This window comes from Calditrichota bacterium, from assembly GCA_020637445.1.
GTDB lineage: Bacteria > Electryoneota > RPQS01 > RPQS01 > RPQS01 > JABWCQ01.
On the sequence record JACJVZ010000001.1, the window covers coordinates 409,617 to 427,727 of the forward strand.

Genomic DNA, 18,111 nt, shown 5'->3' on the forward strand with positions numbered 1-18,111 from the left:
GATGAGCCTTGGAGACCGACTTCCGCTAACCGAAGAGCAAAAAATGCTGCGCGACATGGTGCGGGATTTTGCCGAAAACAAAATCAAGCCTATCGCCGCCGAAATTGATGAAACCGAGCGCTTCCCCGAAGAGATCTTCGCTGAAATGGGCGAACTCGGACTAATGGGCATTCCCTATCCCGAAGAATACGGCGGTGCGGGAATGGACTACACGTCGTATGCTTTGGCTATTGAAGAAATCGCCAAAGTCTGCGGTTCCACGGCGCTGGGACTTGCCGCGCATATCTCACTGGGCTGCGGGCCGATCTATCTGTTCGGCACCGAAGAACAGAAGAAAAAGTACCTTCCCGATTTGTGCGCGGGCAAACACATGGGCGGGTTTGGATTGACCGAACCTCAAGCAGGCAGCGACGCGGGTGCGACCAAAACGACCTGTCTGGATCAAGGCGACCACTATCTTCTGAACGGTACGAAAGTTTACTGTACGAATGGCTCGTACTCGAAAACTTACGTGGTCAGTGCATTGACCGAGAAGGACAAAGGAACGCGCGGAATTAGCTGTTTTATCGTAGAGCGTGATTGGGACGGCTTCGCCGTCGGCAAGAAAGAACGCAAGCTCGGCGTACGCGGATCGGATACGGTTGTCTTGCACTTTAACGACGTGAAAGTGCCAAAAGCGAACCTGCTCGGCAGGCCCGGCGAAGGCTTCAAGCAAATGCTGGCCACGCTTGACGGCGGCAGAATATCGATTGGATCGATGTCCTTAGGCCTTGCTGAAGGCGCATACATCGAAACGCTGAAATACGTCACTGGACGCAAGGCCTTTGATCAACGCATCGCCGATTTTCAAGCGACGCAATTCAAACTTGCGGATATGCTCGTGCAGATTGAAGCCGCGCGCCACATGATTTTCGACGCCGCGAAGAAGAAAGACGCAGGTGAAGATTTCTCGCGCGAAGCCGCCATGGCAAAGCTCTATGCGAGCGAAGTCGGAGCGCGCGTCACGTCGCAAGCCATTCAGCTGCACGGCGGCTACGGCTACGTGCGCGAATACCCGGTTGAGAGAATGTTCCGTGACAACAAATTGACTGAAATTGGCGAGGGCACGTCTGAAATTCAGCGTCTCGTCATCGCGCGCGCCCTGCTAAAAGAGTGGGATCAGGCCACCGCTTGATCCGATCTTCCGTGCCCAATGCACATTGATCTCGGCACACTTCGGATTGACGTTCTTGACGACGGGCTGTTTGAGTTGCGCGCCGAGACGTTTGTAAAGGTCACGAAGGGCCGCAATGCCGATTTGCTCAAGAAAGGGCAATACAAACCGCGCATCAAAGTCGGGTTCAATTCGCTATTGATCCGCGGTGAAGGTCAAACTGTCCTAATCGACCCGGGCACGGGCGACAAAGAACGCATCGCCGAGCGCCGCAGCTATAATCTCGATTGGCCGCGCAGAGTCTTGCCCAAGCTCAAACAGCTTGGAGTCCGAAAGGAAGACGTCACACTTGTTGTTCTAACCCATTTGCACTGGGATCATGCGGGTGCCTGTACGACGAACGATCTTGGCGGACAGCTTGAACCGACGTTTCCCAAGGCATGCCATGTTTTACACGAGAAAGAGCTTGACGGCGCGCGCGCGGCACTGGTGCAGGGAGATGACGGCTACTGCGCGGACGACTTTGAGCCGCTTGCGGAAGCGCGCAAACTTGAGTTGATCGGCGAGTTGGATGCCGTAATCTTTCCGTGGCTGACTTGCCACTGGAGCGGAGGACATAGCCCCGGGCACATGGTCGTTCGCGTCGGATATCCTGAAGGACCGCGTGTTATGTACCCAAGCGACGTCCTTCCGACTGCCGCGCAGCTTCCGTTCGACAGCGGCATGTCATACGACCAGGATCCGAACGAGCTGATCGAGGCGAAGAGAAAATTTCTTGAGATCGCGGCGGCGGACGAAGACCTTGTCATACTCGTTCATGCCCCGCGCAACAAATCTGGCTACATCCGAAAGTTATCGTCGGGCGAGTACAAATTGGAACACGTCGCCCTTGAAAAATAAGAACACAAAATTGGGTTGGAATCAGTAATGAATCCGAATACTCCTGTCATTACCTCCGGAGCACGCACGGCCATCGGCTCATTTATGGGCGCGTTGGCCTCAGTACCCGCTCCCGCCTTGGCCGCGCACGTTTTGAAGGCCAATCTCGACCGTTCGCAAGTCGATCCGAAAGAAGTTGAAGAAGTCATTTTGGGCCAAGTCCTGCAAGCAGGCGTCGGTCAAGCGCCCGCCCGTCAAGCTGCGCTATTTGCAGGAATTCCCAACACGACGTCGGCCTGGACTGTGAACAAAGTTTGTTCGTCGGGTTTACGCTCGATTATGTCTGCCGCGCAGGCGATCGCGCTGGGCGATGCCAAAGTCATGCTTGCAGGCGGCATGGAAAACATGTCACTTGCGCCGTACTCGTTGGACCGTGCTCGTTCCGGCTACCGGCTCGGAAACGGAAGCATTACGGACTTGATGGTCAACGACGGTCTGTGGGATCCGCACAATAATATTCATATGGGCTCGTGCGCCGAAATGTGCGCAAAAGAACACAAAATTACGCGCGAACAGCAGGACGAATTCGCCGCGGAATCTTACCGTCGTGCGATTGCCTCGATTAAGGACGGCAAGTTCAAAGCTGAAATCGTACCTGTCGTGATTAAGGGTCGCAAAGGTGAAGTGTCGATCGACACAGACGAAGAGCCGGGCAATGTGAACTTCGACAAGATGCCGCAGCTCAAACCTGCCTTTGAAAAAGACGGTACGATTACTGCCGCGAACGCCTCGAAGATCAATGACGGCGCGTCGGCGGTGATGGTCATGTCCTACGAAGAGTCACAGCGCCGCGGGCTTAAGCCGCTGGCCCGCATCGTTGGGCACACGACCTATAGTCAATCGCCCGAGTGGTTCACGACGGCTCCTGCGTCCGCAGTGCAAAAACTCCTGCGCCGTATCGACTGGAAAGTTTCCGACGTCGACCTGTGGGAATTGAACGAAGCCTTCTCGGTGGTCGGCCTTTACAACATGAAGGAAATCGGCGCGACGGCCGCGAACACGAATGTGTGGGGCGGAGCAGTTGCGCTTGGACACCCAATTGGTTCTTCAGGCTGCCGTATCGTCATCACGCTGCTGCATGCACTGAAAGATCGCGGCGGCAAGCGCGGCGTAGTCGGTATCTGCAACGGCGGCGGCGAAGCGACCGCTATGGCCGTTGAAATGATGTAATTCAAATTAATCAAACTATCTGCATTTCGTTTCCAAACGGAACTGCAAACCATCAATATCATGAGTATCTCAACTGTAGCCGTCATCGGTGGCGGCACCATGGGCAACGGAATCGCCCACGTCTGTGCGCAAAATGGCTGCACCGTCTATTTGATCGAAATGTCACAGGCTCTGCTCGACCGCGCGGTCGGCACGATCACCAAGAATCTTGACCGTCAGGTATCAAAAGGCAAGCTGTCTGAGGAAGATAAGGCCGCGACATTGGGCCGCATCAAGGGCACTCTGAAGATCGAAGACGTCAAGAACGCCGACATCGTGATCGAAGCGATTGTCGAAAATGAAGCGGTCAAGAAGGAACTCTTCTTTAAGATTGACGCTCTGGCCAAGCCTGAAGCGATTTTGGCCTCGAACACGTCTACGATATCGATCACGCAGATCGCCGCGGCAACGAAACGTGCTAACAAATTTATCGGTATGCACTTCATGAACCCCGTGCCGATGATGCAGTTGGTCGAGATTATCCGTGGATTGGCGACCGACGACGCGACGCACGAAGCGACCGTGAAGTTCGCCGAAGCACTTGGCAAGACTCCGATTACGGTCAATGATTTTCCGGGCTTCGTTTCCAATCGTATTCTGATGCCGATGATCAACGAAGCCGTCTACTGTTTGATGGAAGGCGTCGGCGAAGCAGAGGCCATCGACGGCGTGATGAAACTCGGCATGAACCATCCTATGGGTCCGTTGGCGTTGGCCGATTTGATCGGCTTGGACGTTTGTCTCGCGATTATGGAAGTTCTGCACCGTGACTTGGGCGACTCGAAATACCGCCCCTGTCCACTTTTGAAAAAGTACGTCGCCGCAGGCTATCTGGGCCGCAAGAACGGCCGCGGATTCTACGACTACGCAAAGTAAGGGAAAGAAAGTGATTGTAACGACTACTCCGACTATTGAGGGCCGCAAGATCGAAGCCTATTTAGGCGTCGTGGCTGGCGAAGCTATCGTGGGCGCAAATATTTTCAAAGATCTCTTTGCGGGAATTCGCGACATCGTCGGCGGACGCAGCGCAGCCTACGAAAACGAACTGCGCAAAGCCCGGGAGGTCGCGCTCCAAGAGCTTGCTGACAACGGCCAAGCGCTCGGTGCAAATGCGGTCGTCGGCGTCGATCTGGACTACGAAGTGGTCGGCTCAGGCGGTTCGATGCTGATGGTCACGGCCTCCGGCACGGCTGTCAAACTGTCCGTGTAGGCAAGGCAGACTTCTTGCAAGCGTCTGCTTTTCAATTTTCAATTTTTTATTTTCAATTTTCTATTTGCTAATTTCGAACATGGATCACCTCCTAACTGAACAACAACTCGAAGTCAAACAGGCTATCCGAGAATTCGCCGAAAAAGAAATTGCGCCGTCGGTTGCAATTCGAGATGAGAAGAGCGAATTCGCAACCGATATCATAAAGAAGATCGGCGAACTGGGTTTCATGGGGGTGAATACGCCGGAAGATCTGGGTGGCGCGGGTATGGATACCGTCACCTACGCCATTGTCATTGAGGAGCTTTCCCGCATCGATCCCGCTGTGGGCGTAGTCGTCTCAGTAAACAACTCGCTGGTTTGTTATCCCTTGCAGAAATTCGGCAACGAAGACCAGATCAAGCGCTATTTGAAGCCTCTCGCGGAAGGTAAACTGCTTGGCGCGTTTTGTTTGACAGAACCGGGTGCGGGATCCGACGCATCTGCACAGACGACGTCCGCCGTCAAAGACGGAGACGATTACATTCTCACCGGCGAAAAGGCGTTTATCACGAATGGATTGAAGGCCAATACGTATATTGTGATGGCGCGCACGGACAAGACTCAAAAGGCCAAAGGTATCAGCGCGTTCATCGTCGATGAAACCATGCCCGGGTTTAAGCGCGGTCCCAATGAGAAAAAGATGGGCATCCGCTCGTCGGATTGCTGCATGATTATCCTTGACGAATGCCGGGTTCCGAAGGCGAATTTGCTGGGCAAAGAAGGCGACGGATTCAAAGTCGCGATGACCGCTTTGGACAGCGGCCGCATCGGAATTGCGGCACAGGCAATCGGTCTGGCGCAGGGTGCTTTGGAAGAAGCCGTGAAATACTCCAAAGTCCGCGAGCAGTTCGGCCAATCCATCTCCGAGTTTCAGGCTATCCAGTTTAAGCTCGCCGATATGGAAATGATGACTCAGGCTTCGCGCCTGCTAAATTACAGCGCCGCTCGCAAAAAAGACATGGGCCAACGCTTCACTCATGAAGCGGCCATGGCGAAACTTATGGCCTCGGACATCGTCATGAAAGTGACGATGGAAGCCGTTCAGATTCACGGAGGCAACGGCTACCTGAAGGATTTCCCGGTCGAACGCATGCTGCGGGATGCCAAGGTCACGGAGATTTACGAAGGTACCTCGGAAATACAGCGTACTATCATTGCACGAACTCTATTGAGCAGCTAATGGAAACTACTATAGAAAAGGAGCCGCGAGTGGCGAAATCGCGCTTCGACGAAACATTGAAAATATGGATGAGCGGCAAGCTCATCAAGTGGGAAGACGCAACCACTCACGTCGCGACTCACGCACTGCATTATGGATCGGCGGTCTTCGAAGGCATTCGCGCCTACAAGACTCCGCGTGGCACGACAATCTGGGGATTGAAACCGCATATTCGCCGTCTGTTCGATTCGGCGAAGATCTACCGCATGCCGATGCCGTTTACGCGCGAACAGATTGAATTAGCTTGCGCGGAGACAGTTATTTCAAATAACATGGACGAAGCCTATCTGCGTCCGTTGTTTTACCGCGGCTATCACTCGCTTGGCGTGCATCCCAAAGAATGTCCGACGGAATGCGTGATTATCCCGTTGCGCTGGGGAAAATACCTTGGCCCGGAAGCTCTGGAAATTGGAGTCGAAGTTACGATTTCGACGTGGACCCGAATTGCTCCGAATACTTTGCCGGCATTGGCGAAGTCCGCGGCGAACTACGCGAATTCGATTTTGACGGTCGTGGACGCGCAAAACTACGGTTTCACTGAGGGCATCGCGCTGGATACGAACGGCTACGTTTCTGAAGGGTCCGGAGAGAACATTTTCGTAATCCGCGACGGCAAGATCGTGACTCCACCGCTCGGAGCTTCGGTATTGCCGGGCATTACCCGGGGCTGTATTATTCAGATTGCCAAAGAGCTGGGCTATCCGGTGACGGAGGGGTTGATTCCGCGCGAATTGCTCTACGTGGCGGACGAAGTGTTCTTTACGGGAACGGCCGCCGAAGTAACGCCTGTCCGTTCGGTGGACAAGGTACAGATCGGCGCGGGCAAACGCGGCCCGATCACCAATGAAATACAGACGGCGTTTTTTGATTTGATCGAAGGCCGCCGCGAAGATACGCTTGGTTTGCATTACTGGCTATAGGAAGACTGACATCGAATGCGCAGCAGACGATCCGCACGTGAGTGGGCGCTCCGAGTGCTCTACGCAACCCGTTTGACCGGTTATCCGGTCGAACAATGCTTCAAAGATATTCTTCGCGATGCGAAGGAAGATCAAAATCTTTCCTTTTGCCGCAAGCTCTGCACTCACGTTGCGTCCGGCGACGAAAAGATTGATGAAGCGATCCGTAAGGCGGTCCAGAAGTGGGACCTCGCACGTTTGGCGGTTCTTGATTTGATCATACTTCGTATGGCGATGGCGGAGTTCCTGTATTTCGATGATATTCCGTACAAAGTGACGATAAACGAAGCTATAGAGTTGGCCAAGGAATATTCGACGGGCCAAAGTGGACGTTTCGTAAACGGCATTCTCGACGCCGTTTGCGCTGACCTGAGGAAGAGCGAAACACGCAAACAGAAACTGGCGGCAACGGAGCAGAAATGAAGCTGGGCGTCATTTCGGACATACATGGGAACTTACCGGCGCTCGAATCGGTTCTGAGTGATTGTGAGAAGCAATCTCTCGACACGATTATTTGCCTCGGCGACGTTGTAGGCTACGGCGCAAGTCCCAACGAATGTTGTGAACTTGTCAGGGAAAGATGTGATGCCTGTGTCATGGGAAATCACGATTCCGCTCTCTGTGGAATTACTCCCATGCAGTTTTTCAATGCCTACGCGCGCGCGGCCATCGAATGGTCACAGGTGCGCATTGAAGAATCGCACAAGCAATGGCTGTCGGAACTTCCTTTGACGCATTCGCTGGAAGACGTGCTGTTTGTGCACGCGACACCGAAAGATCCCGGCGCATGGAACTACATTCACAATCCGGAGGAAGCCGCGGTTCATTTCGGAGTCATGTCTCCGGGAAAAACCGCATTCATCGGACACTCGCATATTCCCGCGCATTTTGCGGGTCCTGAAAACCGCAGGATCATAAATATCGGCGCAGTAGGCCAGCCGCGCGACCGAAATCCGCTGGCGAGTTATCTTGTTTACGACACGGAAAACGGCAGCTTCCAATGGTGCCGGGTCCAGTACGATATTCAGAAAGCGGCGCAGAAAATTCGCGACGCGGAATTGCCCGAGTTCTTAGCCTCACGACTTTTTATAGGTATGTGAGAAGGCAGTAAGCAGTGAAACGGGCGGCTATGGTGCCGCCCCTTTCATGCCAAATAAACCCCAAAGTAGATGTTCGATTTCTTTCTGTCCAAAATATTCGGCACGAAACACGACCGTTCCGCCAAGAAATTGCGGCCTCTGGTCAATGCCATCAACCAGACTGAAGAGCAGTATCAGTCTTTGACCGATGCGGAATTGCGCGCCAAAACGGACGAGTTTCGCGCGCGTTTGGCTGAAGGCGAAACGGTTGACGACATCATGGTCGAGGCGTTTGCCGCGGTGAAAAATGCCTGCCGCAGGTTAGTCGGGCATGAGTACCTTGTGCGCGAACAGAAGACGACGTGGAACATGATTCCGTACGACGTCCAGATCATCGGCGGCATCGCTTTGCATCAAGGGAAAATTGCGGAAATGGCCACGGGCGAAGGTAAAACGCTGGTTGCGACATTCCCGCTTTACTTGAATGCGCTGCCCGGCCTCGGCGTGCATCTTGTGACGGTCAACGATTACTTGGCACAGCGCGACTCCGAGTGGATGAACCCCGTCTTCGAGCTGCTCGGTTTGACGGTCGGTGTGATTATTTCTGATATGACGCCCCCGCAGCGGCGCGAGGAATATGCCAAGGATATCACCTACGGCACTAACAACGAATTCGGTTTCGACTATCTGCGCGACAATATGGCTCACCATATCGACTACGTCGTGCAGCGCAAGCATCACTATGCCATCGTCGACGAAGTCGACAGCGTGCTGATCGACGAAGCGAGAACTCCGTTGATCATTTCGGGTCCGGTCGAGCATTCGACGCAGCGCTACGAAGAAATGAAGCCGCCGGTCGAGCAATTGGTCAGATTGCAATCGCAGGAAATCATTAAGCTCGCCGATGAAGTCGAGAAGATGCAGAAGGAGGAGAAGCCGGACGACTTCGAGATCGGCAAGCGGCTTCTGATGATGCATCGCGGCTACCCGAAGCACAAACGGGCGCTGAAGCTGTTTCAGGAGCCCGGCAACCAACAGCTTCGCCAGCGCGTCGAAAACGAGTATCTTCGCGACAAAAAGATGCACACACTCGACGAGGAACTCTTCTTTTCGGTGGACGAAAAGTCCCATCAAGCCGACCTTTCCGAAAAAGGCCGTCAGCAATTGACGCGCTATGCCGGAGGCGATCCCGATCTGTTCTTGCTGCCGGATTTGGCCGACGAGTTTGCCAAGTTGGACGCGGACAATTCGATCACTCCCGAAGCTCGTGCGGAAGCAAAAACGACGTTGCAGAGCACGTACGCGCACCGCGCGGAACGCGTGCAGAATGTCTCGCAGCTCTTAAAAGCCTACACGCTCTACGAAAAGGACGTGGAATACGTTGTTCAAGACGACAAGGTGCAAATTGTCGACGAGTTCACGGGCCGTATTCTTTCCGGCCGCCGCTATTCGGACGGTTTGCATCAGGCAATTGAGGCCAAAGAGGGTGTGAAAGTCGAGCGCGAAACTCAGACCATTGCGACAATCACGCTTCAGAACTACTTCAGACTCTATACGAAACTTGCTGGCATGACCGGCACCGCCGAGACGGAAGAAGGCGAGTTTTTCTCGATTTACAAACTCGAGGTCATGGTCATCCCGACGCATCAGCCGATCCGCCGCGACGACATGAACGACCTCATTTACCGCACGAAACGCGAGAAATACAACGCGATCATCGACCGGGTGGCCGAACTTCACGAACGTCGTCAGCCGGTATTGGTGGGTACGACGTCCGTGGACGTCTCAGAGATCATTTCCCGCATGCTCAAAGGTAAGCGCATTCCGCACAACGTGCTCAATGCGAAACAGCACCAAAAAGAAGCTGAAGTCGTGGCCAAGGCCGGTGAGCCCGGAGCGGTTACGATTGCGACCAACATGGCAGGCCGTGGTACCGACATCAAGTTGGGTGCGGGTGTCATCCAATGGAAGGGCAAGGAAGGCGACAAAGGTCAAGCGGAAGGTGGTCTATTCATTCTGGGCACCGAGCGCCACGAATCGCGCCGTATTGACCGTCAGTTGCGCGGTCGTGCCGGCCGTCAAGGAGATCCCGGTGCAAGCCAGTTTTACGTCTCTGTGGAAGACGATCTGATGCGTTTGTTCGGATCGGATAGAATGGCTGCGGTGATGGACAGGTTAGGCTTGAAAGAAGGCGAAGTTATTTCGGCGGGCATGATCACGCGCTCGATTGGCCGGGCACAACAGCGCGTAGAAGGCTACAACTTCGACATACGTAAGCACTTGCTTGAATACGACGACGTGATGAATCAGCAGCGTACCGTAGTTTATTCCCGCCGCAACATCGCTTTGCGCGGAGAAGATACGGCGCCGCTGGTTAGTGAAATGCTCAACGACTATGTTGATTACATTTTCGAAAAGCACGGTGAAGGAGACGCCATCGCGCGTGAAGCCTTCACTGAAGAAATCATGCGTACGTTCCTCATTGATTTCTCGAGGGATGATGCGTTCTTCGCTGCCAAACCTTCGGAGCAGGTTGAGACTCTCGAGAAGAAAATAGAAGAGGCCCGCAAAGGACGCGCAACCCTCTTGGGAGAAGACCTCTTCAGGGACTTGCAGAGGCAGGCAATCCTCCGCGTGATCGATGTGAAATGGAAAGATCACCTCTACGCGATGGATGGATTGAAAGAAGGTGTGGGTCTGAGAGCTTATGGCCAGAAGGACCCGCTGATTGAGTACAAAAAAGAAGGCTTCTCGCTGTTTCAGACGATGTTGGACGAAGTCAACGCCGATGCATTGCGCATTATCTTCAGTTACCGTCTGCAGACTGCACCTGAGCAACAACCCGAACGTGTAACGCGAACTCCTGCGATGACTTACTCGCACTCGAGTTCAGCGGGGATGGCTTATTCGCAGGCTCAGCAGGGCGGGGGCCAGCAGGGTCAGCAGCCACAGGGAGGTCAACAGGCCGGCAAGCAGCAGCCAGTGCGCGTGGGGGAACGCGTGGGCAGAAATGACCCATGCCCTTGCGGAAGCGGCAAGAAGTACAAGAAATGCCACGGGGCGACAGAAGAAGTTTCTTAATGAAGAGGCCTTGCCTTTCGCGGTTTTTTTCGCTACAATGCACACGTGCCGCGCTAAGGTATGCTTAACAGAAGCAGAGCCCGTGACTTAGGGAGACGGGCACATGACTGCGGAACCGACCTCGTTATCCCGGGGTAAAATGGAAGGCTACTGCATGGACCAAAGGATAGTTGAGATTATTTTGTACGTGATAGGCGAAATTGAATCTCGCCGCGTGAATTTAGATGAAATTGATGGAATCTCGGAAGAGCTGATAAACCAAGGTTTTTCGAGACGCGAAGTAGCGACTGCTTTTTCTGTGTTCAACCAGAGGATTCGGGGGACTAACGATAGGTCCCATGTCTCCGAGCCGCATAATCCCAATGCGTACCGCGTGCTTCACGATATTGAATCGCAATATATCAGCAGCGAAGCTCACGGTCACGTTTTGCAGCTTCTCCGTCTTGGAGTGTTGTCCCATGCTGACGTCGAAGAGTTGATAGAACGCTGTGTCATGATGGGGTCGCCCGCCGCTGAGATGTCAGAGATGAAGATGATGGTGGCTACCCATTTGTTTGAGAAGGAATTGCTTCCCGGCGAGAGCATGATGCCTGCGGCGTCCGCTCGCTTAACGCCAGAGTTGATCCATTAAGTGCCTTCGGGCATTGCAAAACAGAATCTGCTGGATTCCATGAAGTTAGCCGAAATGGCAACGGCTGTCACAATTTTCGCAAACCCAAAGCTTTAAGCGTATGCTTGAAGCTTTTGCTTTCTAACGGATATGCCCAAAAAGACCACAAAGAAGACCACTCGCTCTAAAACTGCCTCAAAAAAGTCCGCGGCTCCTACCAAAAAAGCCGCAGCGAAGAAGAGCGCCGCTAAGAAGACTTCGGCAAAAACAACTTCCAAAACCGCCAAAACTACGACCAAATCAGCAGCCAAAAAGACGACGGCTCGCGGGTCAAGGAATGGCAATTTTGAGGAGATTTCCGCCGCCGGCAGAAAATTCGTGATCGTCGAGTCACCTGCGAAGGCCAGAACTCTTACGGGGTATCTTGGCAAAGACTACGCGGTCGCGGCTTCAGTCGGTCACGTGCGTGATTTACCGGAGAAGAAGCTCGGCGTCGATCTCAAAAAGAACTTCGAACCGGAGTACGTAACGATTGCCGGAAAAGAAGACGTGATCACGATGCTGCGCCGCAATGCGCGCGATGCGATGGAAGTGTTTATCGCGACCGACCCTGACCGCGAGGGAGAAGCGATTGCCTACCACATCGCGCATGAAATCGGTGATGAGCATGATCACAAAGTTCGCCGCGTGCTGTTTAACGAGATTACGCGCGACGCTGTGAAGAAGGCGCTCGACAAGCCCGGCAAGATAGATGGAACAAAAGTGGATGCCCAGCAAGCTCGTCGTGTACTCGACCGTTTGGTGGGCTACTTGGTTTCGCCCCTTCTGCATAAGATCATTGCGCGCGGAACGTCCGCCGGTCGCGTGCAGTCAGTCGCACTGCGTTTGATTTGCGAGCGGGAAGAAGAAATTCGCGCCTTTGTCCCGCAAGAATATTGGACGATAGCGGCCTTGCTTGCGGCCAACAAAAAAGAAACGTTTGAAGCGAAACTCTCAAAGATCGACGGCAAGAAGGCCGAAGTCTCGGACGAGAAAACGGCCAAGAAGATTGTCAAAGAGTGTTCCAACCAGGAATTCTCCCTTTCCGATCTGAAATCCCGTCCGTCGAAGTCGTCACCGTCGGCACCTTACACGACCTCGACGTTGCAGCAGGATGCGGCCCGCAGACTGAGTTTCTCGAACGACCGCACGATGTCCGCCGCCCAGCAGCTCTACGAAGGTATTGAGCTGGGCAAAGACGGCTCGGTCGGCTTAATTACCTACATGCGTACGGACTCCGTGCGTGTATCGCCGGATGCGCTCGACAATGTTCGCGTATTCATTGGCGAGAGATACGGCGAAGAGTATTTGCCCGCCAAGGCTCGTCTTTTCAAAACAAAGAACTCGGCGCAGGACGCACACGAAGCGATTCGTCCGACCGACGTAACCCGCGATCCCGCATCGGTCAAGAAATACTTGAAGGCCGACCAATTCAAGCTCTATGAGCTGATTTGGAAAAGGTTCGTCGCCTCGCAAACTGAAGACGCGAAATTCGAAGTCACTACAGCGACGTTGACGGTTGGCAAGTACGAATTCCGCGCCGGCGGCAGACGAATGATGTTCCCCGGCCACTTGCAGGTGCTGGCCGAAGCTGTTGACGATTCTCCGCGCGATGCTCGCGAGCAGCTCGAGTCGGACATGACCAACGAGCTGCCAGAATTGAAAGTCGGCAAATCCTATTCCGCTGAGAAGATCACGCCCACGCAGCATTTCACCGAGCCGCCGCCGCGCTACAATGCCGGTTCGCTCGTGAAAACGCTCGACGAATTGGGAATCGGTCGACCGAGTACCTACGCGCAGATCATTTCTGTTCTGGTTCGGCGCAAGTATATTACGAATGAACAACGCAGATTCCAACCGACCGATCTCGGCGAGGCCGTCAATAAGGTTTTGGTCGAACAGTTCCCGGATATCTTCAATGTTTCTTTCACAGCGCAGATGGAAGAGGAACTGGACTCGATCGAGAACGAAAAGGTCGCGTGGCAGAAAGTCGTAAAAGATTTCTACAAGCCGTTTTCCGCCGATCTTGAGCGCGTCAACAAGAACCGTCAGGAACTCAAGAAAGCGACTCAAGAAACCATTGAGAAACCGTGTCCGGAATGCGGCGGTGAGTTGGTGATTAAGTGGGGACGCGCAGGCAAATTCATCGCCTGCACAAACTACCCTGAGTGCAAATATACCGAACCGCTCGAAGCGGAAGCTCCGCCGGAATTTCCGCCGACCGATTGTCCCAAGTGCGGCAAACCGATGGCACCCAAGAAGAGCCGTTTCGGGTGGTTCTTGGGCTGCACGGGATACCCCGAATGCAAAACTATTCAGCCGATGCCGGATCCCAATGCGATCGACTGCCCGCGTCCGGGTTGCGACGGCAAGGTCGGTGCGCGACGGTCACGCCGCGGCAAGGTGTTCTTTGGCTGTTCAAACTATCCCAACTGCGATTTCGTCAGTTGGAACCGTCCGGTTGCCGTCAAGTGCCCCGAATGCGGCAACAGCTACATGGAGGAGAAAAACCTTAAGTCAGGGCTGATTCACCAGTGTCCGAAGTGCAAGCACAAGATCGAGATCGAACCGGCCGCGAAATAGGCGGACTCGAATCGCTCATAGCAGAGTACTTAGCGGACCTGAAACTCCGCCGTCGCTCGGAGCATACTCAGGCGGCATACGCGCGGGATTTGGAACAAGCCCTGCAATTGCTCTTTGGAAGACTCGGCCGCGAGTTGATATTGTCGGATTGGCGCTACGAGAACTTGCGTGATGTCATGTATGCGTGGGCAGCGCAGGATCTGAGTGCAAGCACCTTGCAGCGAAAGCGCGCCGTATTGAGCGACTTTTCGAAGTTCCTGAAACGAACGGACCGGATAGAAAGCAATCCGATTGCCCTGCTCGACCCTCCGCGCGTCAAGAAGCCGCTGCCGCACGTCTTCAGCGAGAAGAATCTCGCGGACGTGCTCGACAGTTTGGGAAGCGGTTGGCCGAACATCCGCGATCGGGCGCTCTTGGAACTGCTCTATGGCGGTGGACTGCGCATCTCGGAAGCACTTGCCTTAGAGCCGTCCGACATAGATTTCAAACGCGGAACAGCACGTGTATTGGGAAAAGGTAACAAGGAAAGAGTGGTCCCGTTGTCCCGTGCGGCAGTAACTGCGATGCACGACTATGTAGAAGCGCGCGCGCAGGAGTTTCCCTCGCACGACGCGACGCCGTTATGGTTGTCGGATCGCGGTCTTCCCTTGACGCGGTTCCGCGCCGCGAAGATCGTGAAGCACAGACTGGGCGCGTGGATGCCGGAGGCCAGTCCGCACAAACTACGTCACAGTTTTGCGACTCATTTGCTCGCGCACGGCGCGGATCTACGCGCGGTGCAAGAATTGCTTGGACATGAATCCGTAGCAACCACGGAACGCTACACGCACGTCACGACGCGCCGCCTGAAAGAAGCGTATTCTCAGGCGCACCCGCACGGCGGCGAGTCTTTACCGGAAAAAAAGGCGGAGAAATAACCGCAAAGGATGGAGCCATGAGAACCCAGATTACGGCAGTTCACTTCAATGCAACTGACACTTTGAAAGAATTCGCGGAGAACGAAGTTCAGCGATTGCTCAAGTTTTCGGATGACATTGTGAATTGTGAAATCGAGTTCACCTTCAACAAGCAGGAAAAGAGAGCGAATATACATATTTCCGTCGACAACACCGTATTGAACGCGTCGGCGATTACCGAAGATTTCAAGAAATCAGTCGTGCTTGCCGTCGACAAGCTGGAGGTGCAAGTCAAGAAGCACAAAGGCAAAATTCACGCGAAACACTGAGCGCCTCACATGCCCATGGAACGACTGTCAGTTACGGCTTTCTATCAGGAAAACCAAGCCCGCTTGAAGCTCAGATTGTGCAACAGCCCGCGAGGGTTGTCGCGCGATATTGTTCAAAAAGAGCTTCACCGCCCGGGTCTCGCGCTGGCGGGGTTCATCGAACTTTTTACCTACGACCGGATACAAGTTCTCGGCAACACCGAGATTCAGTATCTGGCCAGTTTGTCTGCTGAAGAGCGTCGACGTTCGTTGTCGCGTGTTTTCGAATTCAATATTCCGTGTTTGATTGTCACCAACGACAATCGCACTCCCGAAGATTTGATTAGGGCTGCGGATGATGTGAATGTGGCGATATTTTCGTCGCCGCTCACGACGACGGAGATGACGCATCTTTTGTCGGACTATCTGGCACACAAGTTTGCACCGAGTCAGTCTGTCCACGCGTCACTCGTGGATGTTTACGGAACGGGTTTGATGTTCACGGGCCGCAGCGGAATCGGCAAATCGGAGGTGTCGCTTGATTTGGTTGAGCGTGGTCACCGACTTGTCGCGGACGATATGGTAACGTTGACGCGCACTGCAGACAACGTACTCATGGGCTCGGGCCGCGAGGCCTTGAAACACTACATGGAAATTCGTGGCATTGGAATCATCGATGTAGGCCGCATGTTCGGAGTTCGCGCTATTCGCCAGCAAAAGAGAGTTGAGACGATTGTAGAGCTGGTCGATTGGAAGGACGGCGTAGACTACGAACGGGTTGGTCTTGACGAGCAATACAAAGAATATTTGGGAGTCAGAATTCCCCACGTGATTCTGCCTATTTTCCCCGGCAAGAACATTACCGTGATTGCCGAGGCGATCGCACTGAATCTGCATCTAAAAATCTACGGCTTTCATCCAGCCAAAGAGTTCGGAAAAGCGTTGTCGAACATGATGGACGACACGTCGCAACTCCAATCATATCTCGAAAAAGATTTCGAGTAGGCCCAAACATGATTCGCGCGATATTGGTCACACACGGTACGCTCGGCCAATCCCTCTACGACGCTGCGGAATCGGTCTTGGGTCCGCAGGCGGGCGCAAGCGTACTGTCCAACCAAGGGCTTTCCCTCGAACAGATTCAGTCCCAAGTCCGTGATCTACTCACAGCGGAACCTACAATCATAATGGTAGACCTTTGCGGCGGTTCGCCGTACATGGCCTGCTGCGGCCTGTGCGACGTACCCGGTGAAACAAGGATCGTTTCCGGCGTAAACCTCCCGATGCTTCTTTCCTATTTTACAAAACGCGACAATCTATCCTTGACCGAACTTTCCGAGACGGTTGAGCGTGATGCGATGCGCGGCATACAAAGTCGCCAGAACGCATGATCTCAATGCCGTGGAATCGCAAAAAGAGCGATTTTCCGATAGTTCGAATTGATGACCGGCTTTTGCACGGGCAAGTCGTCGTGGGCTGGGCGGGCGCGCTTGGTCTTGAGTGGCTCATTCTTGTCAATGACCGCGTGTCGGAAAACAAAGGGCTTTCCGCCGCAATAAAGGCGGGAGTACCTCCGGAGATTCGCGCGGACGTCGTAACGTTTGATCAAGCTGTCAACGACATGATTGCCGGCGAGTATGCGCAGAAGAAATCCATGCTCGTATTGGAGAGCCCGGGCGACGCTTTGAGGCTCCTCCACAAGGGGGTGGCGCTCAGGAAACTGCATGTCGGCGGATTGCATTTCCGCGAAGGCAGCGAAGAGCTCCTTCCTTACGTGTTCTTATCTAATTGGGATCGCATGGCGCTCGACGAAATGCTTGAGCGCGGCGTGCGCATCACGTGTCAGGATATTCCCTCAACAACTCCGGTCGCGTATCGCGGCTAAATTAATGAATCAGGAACTAAAGGTCGGTCTGACCGTCCTAATCTCACTCGTAATTTTAATCGGCGGCATCATGTGGGGCAAGGGATACCGCCTGCGAGCGAAGCAATACGACATCTCCGTTCTATTCAACACGACAGGCGGATTGGAAAAAGGCGCGAACGTCCTCGCAAATGGTGTTGTCAAAGGCAGAGTGAAAGACATCGAGTTCTTTGACGGCTATGTGCGGGTCACCGCCGCAGTCGACGAAGACGTCGTTTTATATTCGGATTTTGTCGTGACTATCGAAGCGCCGACGGTGATGGCAGGACAGGTACTAAGTTTATACACGGGCACGAAACCTCCTCGAGTTCAGGAATTCGTGGACATGAAGGGTACGGATCCGCAGGGAATGACGGCGATAGTAGCCAAGATGCAGGATTTTACGGGCAGAATCGAAGTAACTTTGACTCATCTCGACTCGCTTTTGGTCGACGCACATGTTCTGCTTGGTGACACGTCCAATCAAGCGAATTTGAAACGCGCAATGAACAACGTCGCGGAGATGACTGAAACAAGCAATGAACTGCTCCAGCGCAACCGTGCGCAAATCGAGCAGTCTCTCAAGGATCTGCAAGAAACCTTGGCCTCTGCACGCGAACTTACGGGCAAGCTGAGTTCCCGTACGGATACTACGCTTATGAATGTGGACAGTACGATGAAATCTCTGACCGCCGTTTCGGTCGAAGTGCGCGATATGCTCGCCAACATCAATTCCGGAGAAGGAACGGTCGGCAAGCTGTTTACCGACGACGAACTGTATTTGAAGCTCAACCGCACTCTTGACGAAGTGGATTCGTTGTCGTACCATCTGCGCACGAAAGGAATGCGGCAGAAAATCGTCTTCTTTTAATCAACTCAAC

General features: G+C 53.8%; 19 protein-coding genes. 18 read left to right on the plus strand and 1 reads right to left on the minus strand.

Annotated features, from left to right (window positions below; translation table 11 throughout):
* Position 1: 1 nt before the first annotated feature.
* The 11 genes from H6507_01520 (at position 2) to H6507_01570 (ending at position 11,522) form a co-directional block, all read left to right on the plus strand.
* On the plus strand, positions 2-1,174 hold the full coding sequence (locus H6507_01520) for an acyl-CoA dehydrogenase (GenBank protein ID MCB9367779.1): 1,173 nt from the start codon (positions 2-4) through the stop codon (positions 1,172-1,174).
* A gap of 18 nt (positions 1,175-1,192) precedes the next feature.
* Positions 1,193-2,053 carry an MBL fold metallo-hydrolase gene (locus tag H6507_01525; protein ID MCB9367780.1) on the plus strand — a complete coding sequence of 287 codons (861 nt, stop codon included), beginning with the start codon at positions 1,193-1,195 and terminating at the stop codon, positions 2,051-2,053.
* A 27-nt stretch (positions 2,054-2,080) separates the two neighbouring features.
* Entirely contained in the window at positions 2,081-3,262 is a 1,182-nt protein-coding gene (locus tag H6507_01530) for a thiolase family protein (protein ID MCB9367781.1), read from the plus strand.
* Positions 3,263-3,322: 60 nt separating this feature from the next.
* The gene (locus tag H6507_01535) at positions 3,323-4,177 is read left to right on the plus strand and encodes a 3-hydroxybutyryl-CoA dehydrogenase (protein MCB9367782.1); all 855 of its coding nucleotides are present in this window, start codon (positions 3,323-3,325) and stop codon (positions 4,175-4,177) included.
* A gap of 10 nt (positions 4,178-4,187) precedes the next feature.
* Complete coding sequence (locus H6507_01540) at positions 4,188-4,511, plus strand: heavy metal-binding domain-containing protein (GenBank protein ID MCB9367783.1); 324 nt, start codon at positions 4,188-4,190, stop codon at positions 4,509-4,511.
* Between the two features lie 79 nt (positions 4,512-4,590).
* Complete coding sequence (locus tag H6507_01545; protein MCB9367784.1) at positions 4,591-5,733, plus strand: acyl-CoA dehydrogenase family protein; 1,143 nt, start codon at positions 4,591-4,593, stop codon at positions 5,731-5,733.
* Positions 5,733-6,692, plus strand: coding sequence for a branched-chain amino acid transaminase (locus tag H6507_01550; protein MCB9367785.1), 960 nt, complete (start codon positions 5,733-5,735; stop codon positions 6,690-6,692). Before H6507_01545 ends, H6507_01550 begins: the two co-directional genes overlap by 1 nt.
* A 15-nt stretch (positions 6,693-6,707) precedes the next feature.
* Positions 6,708-7,154: a transcription antitermination factor NusB gene (gene nusB, locus H6507_01555; protein ID MCB9367786.1), complete on the plus strand. Its 447-nt coding sequence runs from the start codon at positions 6,708-6,710 to the stop codon at positions 7,152-7,154.
* Positions 7,151-7,831, plus strand: a complete 681-nt coding sequence (locus tag H6507_01560) for a metallophosphoesterase family protein (protein MCB9367787.1) — start codon at positions 7,151-7,153, stop codon at positions 7,829-7,831. The genes nusB and H6507_01560 overlap by 4 nt, the downstream gene beginning before the upstream one ends.
* 69 nt (positions 7,832-7,900) lie before the next feature.
* Positions 7,901-10,891, plus strand: coding sequence for a preprotein translocase subunit SecA (gene secA, locus H6507_01565; GenBank protein MCB9367788.1), 2,991 nt, complete (start codon positions 7,901-7,903; stop codon positions 10,889-10,891).
* A gap of 154 nt (positions 10,892-11,045) precedes the next feature.
* A complete protein-coding gene (locus tag H6507_01570) occupies positions 11,046-11,522 on the plus strand; it encodes a DUF494 family protein (protein MCB9367789.1) in 477 nt (158 codons plus the stop codon).
* A 92-nt stretch (positions 11,523-11,614) separates the two neighbouring features.
* On the opposite strand, the gene H6507_01575 is transcribed toward H6507_01570, so the two are convergent.
* Positions 11,615-11,812 carry a hypothetical protein gene (locus tag H6507_01575; GenBank protein ID MCB9367790.1) on the minus strand — a complete coding sequence of 66 codons (198 nt, stop codon included), beginning with the start codon at positions 11,810-11,812 and terminating at the stop codon, positions 11,615-11,617.
* Positions 11,813-11,855: 43 nt separating this feature from the next.
* Between H6507_01575 and topA the strand changes: the two genes are divergently transcribed.
* Genes topA through H6507_01610 form a run of 7 tightly spaced genes read left to right on the plus strand, consistent with a single transcriptional unit; the run spans position 11,856 to position 18,101 of the window.
* Complete coding sequence (gene topA, locus H6507_01580) at positions 11,856-14,123, plus strand: type I DNA topoisomerase (GenBank protein ID MCB9367791.1); 2,268 nt, start codon at positions 11,856-11,858, stop codon at positions 14,121-14,123.
* Positions 14,075-15,040: a tyrosine-type recombinase/integrase gene (locus H6507_01585; protein ID MCB9367792.1), complete on the plus strand. Its 966-nt coding sequence runs from the start codon at positions 14,075-14,077 to the stop codon at positions 15,038-15,040. The genes topA and H6507_01585 overlap by 49 nt, the downstream gene beginning before the upstream one ends.
* Positions 15,041-15,057: 17 nt before the next feature.
* Positions 15,058-15,348 carry a ribosome-associated translation inhibitor RaiA gene (gene raiA, locus H6507_01590; protein ID MCB9367793.1) on the plus strand — a complete coding sequence of 97 codons (291 nt, stop codon included), beginning with the start codon at positions 15,058-15,060 and terminating at the stop codon, positions 15,346-15,348.
* A gap of 15 nt (positions 15,349-15,363) precedes the next feature.
* Positions 15,364-16,332, plus strand: a complete 969-nt coding sequence (hprK, locus tag H6507_01595; GenBank protein ID MCB9367794.1) for an HPr(Ser) kinase/phosphatase — start codon at positions 15,364-15,366, stop codon at positions 16,330-16,332.
* 8 nt (positions 16,333-16,340) lie between these two features.
* Positions 16,341-16,718 (plus strand): hypothetical protein, encoded by a 378-nt coding sequence (locus H6507_01600; GenBank protein ID MCB9367795.1) that lies wholly within the window; start codon positions 16,341-16,343, stop codon positions 16,716-16,718.
* A gap of 5 nt (positions 16,719-16,723) precedes the next feature.
* Positions 16,724-17,212: a PTS sugar transporter subunit IIB gene (locus H6507_01605; protein ID MCB9367796.1), complete on the plus strand. Its 489-nt coding sequence runs from the start codon at positions 16,724-16,726 to the stop codon at positions 17,210-17,212.
* Positions 17,213-17,216: 4 nt separating this feature from the next.
* Positions 17,217-18,101: an MCE family protein gene (locus tag H6507_01610; protein ID MCB9367797.1), complete on the plus strand. Its 885-nt coding sequence runs from the start codon at positions 17,217-17,219 to the stop codon at positions 18,099-18,101.
* Positions 18,102-18,111 lie beyond the last annotated feature (10 nt).

Bases quoted from the DNA above. Each gene is read 5' to 3' on its own strand.
- H6507_01520 (MCB9367779.1), top strand. From the start codon at position 2: ATGAGCCTTGGAGACCGACTTCCGCTAACCGAAGAGCAAAAAATGCTG.
- H6507_01605 (MCB9367796.1), top strand. From the start codon at position 16,724: ATGCCGTGGAATCGCAAAAAGAGCGATTTTCCGATAGTTCGAATTGAT.
- H6507_01525 (MCB9367780.1), top strand. From the start codon at position 1,193: ATGCACATTGATCTCGGCACACTTCGGATTGACGTTCTTGACGACGGG.
- secA (MCB9367788.1), top strand. From the start codon at position 7,901: ATGTTCGATTTCTTTCTGTCCAAAATATTCGGCACGAAACACGACCGT.
- H6507_01530 (MCB9367781.1), top strand. From the start codon at position 2,081: ATGAATCCGAATACTCCTGTCATTACCTCCGGAGCACGCACGGCCATC.
- nusB (MCB9367786.1), top strand. From the start codon at position 6,708: ATGCGCAGCAGACGATCCGCACGTGAGTGGGCGCTCCGAGTGCTCTAC.
- H6507_01545 (MCB9367784.1), top strand. From the start codon at position 4,591: ATGGATCACCTCCTAACTGAACAACAACTCGAAGTCAAACAGGCTATC.
- H6507_01550 (MCB9367785.1), top strand. From the start codon at position 5,733: ATGGAAACTACTATAGAAAAGGAGCCGCGAGTGGCGAAATCGCGCTTC.
- H6507_01535 (MCB9367782.1), top strand. From the start codon at position 3,323: ATGAGTATCTCAACTGTAGCCGTCATCGGTGGCGGCACCATGGGCAAC.
- hprK (MCB9367794.1), top strand. From the start codon at position 15,364: ATGGAACGACTGTCAGTTACGGCTTTCTATCAGGAAAACCAAGCCCGC.
- H6507_01600 (MCB9367795.1), top strand. From the start codon at position 16,341: ATGATTCGCGCGATATTGGTCACACACGGTACGCTCGGCCAATCCCTC.
- raiA (MCB9367793.1), top strand. From the start codon at position 15,058: ATGAGAACCCAGATTACGGCAGTTCACTTCAATGCAACTGACACTTTG.
- H6507_01560 (MCB9367787.1), top strand. From the start codon at position 7,151: ATGAAGCTGGGCGTCATTTCGGACATACATGGGAACTTACCGGCGCTC.
- H6507_01610 (MCB9367797.1), top strand. From the start codon at position 17,217: ATGAATCAGGAACTAAAGGTCGGTCTGACCGTCCTAATCTCACTCGTA.
- H6507_01570 (MCB9367789.1), top strand. From the start codon at position 11,046: ATGGACCAAAGGATAGTTGAGATTATTTTGTACGTGATAGGCGAAATT.